This is a genomic window from Ruegeria halocynthiae (assembly GCF_900106805.1).
GTDB lineage: Bacteria > Pseudomonadota > Alphaproteobacteria > Rhodobacterales > Rhodobacteraceae > Ruegeria > Ruegeria halocynthiae.
In genome coordinates this window covers 1-5,845 of sequence record NZ_FNNP01000025.1, presented here as the reverse complement: position 1 = coordinate 5,845, position 5,845 = coordinate 1, and the positions used below count along the sequence as shown (strand labels likewise).

General features: G+C 55.3%; 6 protein-coding genes. 1 reads left to right on the top strand and 5 read right to left on the bottom strand.

Annotated features, from left to right (window positions below; translation table 11 throughout):
• Nucleotides 1–8: 8 nt before the first annotated feature.
• The 4 genes from BLU89_RS20930 to BLU89_RS20915 form a co-directional block, all read right to left on the bottom strand.
• A complete protein-coding gene (locus BLU89_RS20930; RefSeq protein WP_083347844.1) occupies nucleotides 9–506 on the bottom strand; it encodes a DMT family transporter in 498 nt (165 codons plus the stop codon).
• A 199-nt stretch (nucleotides 507–705) separates the two neighbouring features.
• Nucleotides 706–2,256: a TRAP transporter large permease gene (locus BLU89_RS20925; RefSeq protein ID WP_176797740.1), complete on the bottom strand. Its 1,551-nt coding sequence runs from the start codon at nucleotides 2,254–2,256 to the stop codon at nucleotides 706–708.
• On the bottom strand, nucleotides 2,249–2,749 hold the full coding sequence (locus BLU89_RS20920) for a TRAP transporter small permease subunit (protein WP_074739661.1): 501 nt from the start codon (nucleotides 2,747–2,749) through the stop codon (nucleotides 2,249–2,251). The genes BLU89_RS20925 and BLU89_RS20920 overlap by 8 nt, the downstream gene beginning before the upstream one ends.
• Nucleotides 2,750–2,801: 52 nt before the next feature.
• Entirely contained in the window at nucleotides 2,802–3,887 is a 1,086-nt protein-coding gene (locus BLU89_RS20915) for a TRAP transporter substrate-binding protein (RefSeq protein ID WP_074739659.1), read from the bottom strand.
• A gap of 156 nt (nucleotides 3,888–4,043) precedes the next feature.
• Here BLU89_RS20915 and BLU89_RS20910 point away from each other — a divergent pair, with 156 nt between their 5' ends.
• On the top strand, nucleotides 4,044–4,736 hold the full coding sequence (locus BLU89_RS20910; RefSeq protein ID WP_074739657.1) for a GntR family transcriptional regulator: 693 nt from the start codon (nucleotides 4,044–4,046) through the stop codon (nucleotides 4,734–4,736).
• A 248-nt stretch (nucleotides 4,737–4,984) separates the two neighbouring features.
• Here BLU89_RS20910 and BLU89_RS20905 read toward each other — a convergent pair.
• The coding region (locus BLU89_RS20905) for an ATPase, T2SS/T4P/T4SS family (RefSeq protein ID WP_074739655.1) at nucleotides 4,985–5,845 on the bottom strand (861 nt) is incomplete at its 5' end.

The window sequence follows — 5,845 nt, the reverse complement described above, 5'->3', positions numbered from 1 at the left end:
GAAGTCGATCACCGGACATTCCCAAACATTGCAGCAGACCAACCACCAGTTGGATCAAACCGCGCGAAGGTGCAACATGTCGACCAAAGTTTGCGGCAAAGCCCCAATAGATGTTTGGTGATCAACGTGTAGACGGTTTTGGTTACAGCAGCACCCATCCCGAACAACAATCCCGCTCGATTGAGCTGAAACGCATCTGGGTCATAAACCTGCGCGATCAGGAAACACCCCACAGTTGCCAACCCGGCGCATAATATTGCGGTGCGGGTCAGCTGCTCTCGCAACAAAATTGCGGCGCATACGGTCACCATGATCGAATAGGTGTAAACGAGCGTGACAGCCGTGCTGACCGTTGTAAGCTCCAGCGACCTGAAGAAGAAGAGATAGTTCAACGAAATACCGACAAAACCCAGAACAAGGAACCAGACCAGATCTTGTACACGCACTCTCAGAGCTTTGGGTTGCCTGAACGTAATCCACAGTGCGACCAGCGACGCCGCGAAAATGGCCCGCTAGGTCACGACGGTCAGCGGATCAACTCCGCCGCTCATTGTCAGCTTGCCAATAGTGCCCATAGTGGAAAACGCCAGGGCCGAACCGATTGCGAATGAAACGCCCAAGCGCCTTTTCCGAGCCTCTGACCGAAGTGGCGAATTGGCTGAATCCGGGGAAATCGCAGACTGATCAGGCATCGTTTGGCCGAGTTCAGAACAAAAGCTCAGGCAAGAGGGTTGCGATCTCGGGCAGGAACCAGATGACGGTTACGGCGAGTATCTGGATCAGAATGAACGGGGCCACACCCGCATAGATTTGACCGGTGCTGAGTTCCTTTGGCGCAACTCCGCGCAGGTAGAACAGAGAGAACCCGAAAGGTGGCGTCAGAAAGGACGTTTGCAGGTTGATCGCAATCAGGACCGACAGCCAGACCGGATCATGCCCCATCAGGATGAGCGTTGGCATGACCAAAGGCAGAACGATTACCGTGATTTCGACGAAATCTAGGAAAAACCCGAGAAAGAAGATAAACAGCATGCAAAAAAGCAGTGCGCCTGTTGGTCCGCCCGGAAGATCAGACAACACTTCATGCACCCGCTCTTCACCGCCAAGGCCAATGAACACCAGCGAGAAAATTCCGGCCGCCAATATGGTGGCGAAAATCATGGACGTCATTGTTAGGGTCGAGTTCAAAGCCGGTTGAAGCGTTTTTTGCGTGATCAACCGCTTGACGGCGAGCAGAATGGCAACCGCTCCGATCAGGGTCAGCGCCATGTATCCCCCGCCCATGACGTAATCCAAGGCGCTCAGGTCGCTGCGTTGCAAACGAACCGGATACAGGCTGGCCCCCATGGCCAAAAGCACCAGACAGGTGGTGCCCAAAAGCAAGAACTTTCGCGACTTTCCAATCTTGATCGCGGCCATCAGGATCGCCCCCAGCCCACCGACGGAAGCTGCCTCCGTAGGCGAGGCAACGCCGCTCAGGATTGCGCCAAGCACCGCCAGAATGAGCAGAATGGCCGGCAAAATGGCCGACAGAGTCTCGGACAAAGGCAACCTGACATCAGCATCTTTAAGAACCGGAACATCTGCAGGGCGCAGACCCCCCCGGATCAGAATATACAGAATATAAAGGACGACCATCGTAAGGCCAGGCAGCAATGCGGCGGCAAAGATCTGCCCCACCGAAATGGTGTCGATTGCGAACTTGCCCTGTTCATACTGCGCCTGTTGATAGGCGTTTGACACGACATCTGACAGAATGATCAGCAGCGTGGAAGGCGGAATGATCTGGCCAAGCGTGCCGGACGCACAGACAATTCCGGCGGCCAGTCGCGGGTCATATCCCGACCGCAGCATAGTCGGCAGGGCAATCATACCCATTGCAATAACGGTAGCACCCACAATACCCGTCGAGGCCGCAAGCAGCATGCCGACAAGAACAACGGATATACCCAGTCCACCGCGCAAGCTGCCAAAGGACCGCCCCATCGTATCCAGCATATCTTCGGCGATCCGGCTTTTTTCCAGCACCGCGCCCATCAGAACGAACAGCGGAATGGCGATCAGCACACCGTTCGTCAGTAGGCCATAGATCCGCTGCGACATCGCGCCCAGCAGCGAGATGTTCATCACCCCCAGCGACCAACCCAAAAAGGCGAATGCAATCGCGGTGCCTGCAATGCTGAAAGCCACGGGGAAACCCGACAGGACAGCCGCCATTAGGGCCGCGAACATCAGAAGGTCGAGATATTCAGTCACGCGCCTTGCCCCCGATCAAAAGACGCAACACTTCCGATGCGGATTGTATCAGGAGAAGAATGCAGAAGGCGGGAATGAGCGTTTTCAGAATGAACACCGCCTTGATCCCACCGACAGAGATCGGTCCTTCTAGAATGCTCCATGAATTTACGACGGCAGGCCAGGACCAATAGAGAATGGCAAACATGGTAGGCATCAAAAGAAACAGATGACCGAAGAGATCAATTCGGCGTCGGCCGGTATCACCCAATCGGTTGTAAAAAATATCCACGCGCACATGCCCGTTGACCAATAGCGTGTATCCGGCCCCCAGCATGAACAGGGTCGAATGCATATATAGGACGGATTCGTTCACCGCCACATCGCTCAGTCCGAATACATACCGCGCGACGACAACCATGAACTGAACCAGCACCATGGCAAGCGCCAGCCAGCGAACAACTGATCCAACGCCATAGCTGAAGCAATCCAAAGTCCGAACGAGTTTCTGCACGTTTCGCCTCAAATGTGTTCCGGCGCACGGCTTCGCGCGCCGGATGTGCGGATCAGTAACCCAACACGCTGGAACGCGCGTTCATCTGACCATTGTCTGCATAAACCATGTAGGGACCGACTGAATCCCGATACGCCAGGAAGTTCTCGGTGATCCGCCGAACCAGTTCATCTTCGTCCTGGGCCAATTCATCCATGATCTCGACCGCTGCGGCACCCATGGCCTGCACGACATCATCGGGCAATTTGCGGACCTGAACACCCTCATTGGCGACCAGATGGGCCAGGGCTTGTGCATGCTTGGTTGTATATTCCGTCCAGACCGGGTTGTAGAGGCTTTCGCAAGCAAAGCTGACCGCCTGCTTGAGGTCATCCGGCAATTCGGCATAGGCATTGGCGTTTACCGCGCATTCTTCGGCTGAAGACGGCTCACCCACACCGGGCCAGTAATAGTTTTTGGCGACCTGCTGGAAGCCAACCGCACTGTCTGTCCAGGGGCCAATGAATTCGCCAGCATCAAGCGCGCCGGTCTGAAGTCCCTGGAACATATCCCGCGGTCCCATAGCCTGCACCGCCATACCGATCTTTGAACACATTTGAGAAGCAAGGCCCGTTGTTCGGAATTTAAGCCCTTTCAGATCGTCCAGCGAGTTGATCTCGTCGCGGAACCAACCCTGCCACTGAGGCCCGGAGTTCCCGCACAAGAACGGCTTGAGGTTGAAGCGTGCATAGATCTCATCATAGAGTTCCTGACCGCCTCCGTGATAGAGCCACCCAAACTGTTCATCGGCACGCAAACCGAAGGGCTGCGAGCCGAAAAGCAAAATTCCTTTTGACTTGGAGCCCCAATAGGCCGGAACCGCGTGATAAAGTTCGGCGGTGCCTTCGGATACCGCATCAAAGACACCTCGACCAGGGACGAGTTCCCCGGCTGCGTGCAACTTGATCTCCAACCGGCCACCGGACAGGGTGGTGATCCTGTCGGCAAGCATCTGCGCCGCCACCCCCGGACCAGGCAGGTTTTTGGGCCAGGCTGTGACCATGTTCCATTGCCGGATGCCCTGGGCAACAGCGGGTGCTGCCAGTGACGTCGCCGCAGCGCCAATCACGCCGGCTGTCACAAATTCTCTGCGTTTCATTATGTCCTCCCAAATAGCAAGTGCCATTTAGCCGTTGCTAAAAGTTTTTAAGCATGCACATAATATTTCTGTCAACACAATTATTCACAGCGAACGTGCGGGGCGATATGACCCGAGCCCAATCAGGTAAACACGAGCAAAGCACGGATTCCTTCCATGAGTAGTAACTGGGTAGACATCAGAGACGAAATCAGGCGGAGGGTTCTGGAGCGCGAGCTATTGCCGGGCGCAAAGCTGCCAAATGATCAGGAGCTAGCGGAAGAGTTCAAATGTTCCAGAACAACGGTCCAGCGTGCCATGCTGGATCTGGCTCAGAGCGGGACGGTAGATCGACGTCGCAAGGGTGGCACCACAATTACGCTACACCCGATTACACGCACCACATTTGACATTCCGATCACCCGGCTTGAAATCGAAGCGGCTGGCAATGACTATAGCTATTTCCTTGTGTCCCGCGAAATTCTCGTTTCACCCCCACGCGTTGCATCGTCTTTCGGACTTGCCGAACCGACCGAGATGTTGCGTGTAACGGCTCTGCATATGGCCAACAAACAGCCTTACATCTTCGAAGACAGATGGATTGCCCATGAAACCACGCCGGAAATCCTGGATGTTGATCTCAGCCGCGAAAGCGCGAACGAATGGTTGATCCGAAACCGCCCCTACAGCGATTGTGAAGTTCGTTTCCTTGCCAAGCGAGCAACCCGACAAGAGGCCGAACTTCTGGCATCCGACGTTGACGAAGCCCTGTTTGTCATGGAACGAACCACCTGGATCAATGGCGCTCCGATTACGATGGTCCGCGCAATAGCCAAGCCTGGGTATCAATTGGTAGCGAAGGCAAACTGACCTCTGTTTTCGACATAATGAAATTTCGGTATTCATGGCCATGCTCCCTGCATTCTGTTCCGAATTGAACTCAATAGCGGTCATACGTACCATGTGCAGCATCGGTCAAAGTGGGCTCTTCTTCCTCTTTCGTCGCACAGGGAACGAACGGCCCCTGTCCCACGAGCGTAGGATTTCCCTTGATTCCAGCAATTGAGCCCAGTGGACCAAGAGGACAAGAGTCATAAGACCCCCCGACTGTTGCCCGACTACCGTTGTCTCAATACCCTGACGGCCACTGGTCGCCTCTGGTCCCCGGTTTTACGGAACTGGATAATGACGTCTATCATCGAGCGGCAGTATTCAAGGATCTCGGAATAGGTCAGGCCGGTATCCGCCTGCAGAACCATCAGAGCCAGGCGCGACAGAGCGGAATCCGGTGAGGCTGCGTGTAACGTGGAAATGCCGCCTGGATGGCCCGAGTTGATTGCGGATAGGAAATCATATGCCTCAGACCCGCGCAGTTCCCCCATGATGATCCGATCCGGCCGGAACCGCAGGCAGGCTTTCAACAGATCGCTGCTCGATGCGTTCTTGTTCACCACCAGGGACACGGCATTGGGCTGACCAGGCCGGATCTCCAACACATCCTCAATGGTCATGATCCGCTCAGTGGGATCAACCTCGGCAAGGCAAGCACGCAACCAGGTCGTCTTGCCGGAGGATGTCCCGCCCGACAAAAGGATGTTCCACTTGGCCTTGACCGCCGCGCGCAGAAAATCTCCGAACCCGCCATTGTCATAGGCTTCGAACACAGCGGCATCAGCCGGGTCCACACCGGATTTCAGATCGGCCATGTTGGCGTCCAGATCCGGCAGGCCCACCATCAAGTCATCAAGCGACATTTCCTTGGCGACGGCGCGACGCAAGGCAAAGGCAACGCCATCCTCAACGGCGGGTTTAACTGCGACCTGGGCCCGCCACAGAGATCCGTCGATTTCAAACTGGGAACCTGCCAGTGGAATTTTCGCAGAGTGTCTGACGTCAGCACCAATGGGACAGTTTAGGTCGATTTGATAAGAGAGGGTTTCTGGCTCATCGTAACCGCCAAGGAGTGGAGATGAGAAAGA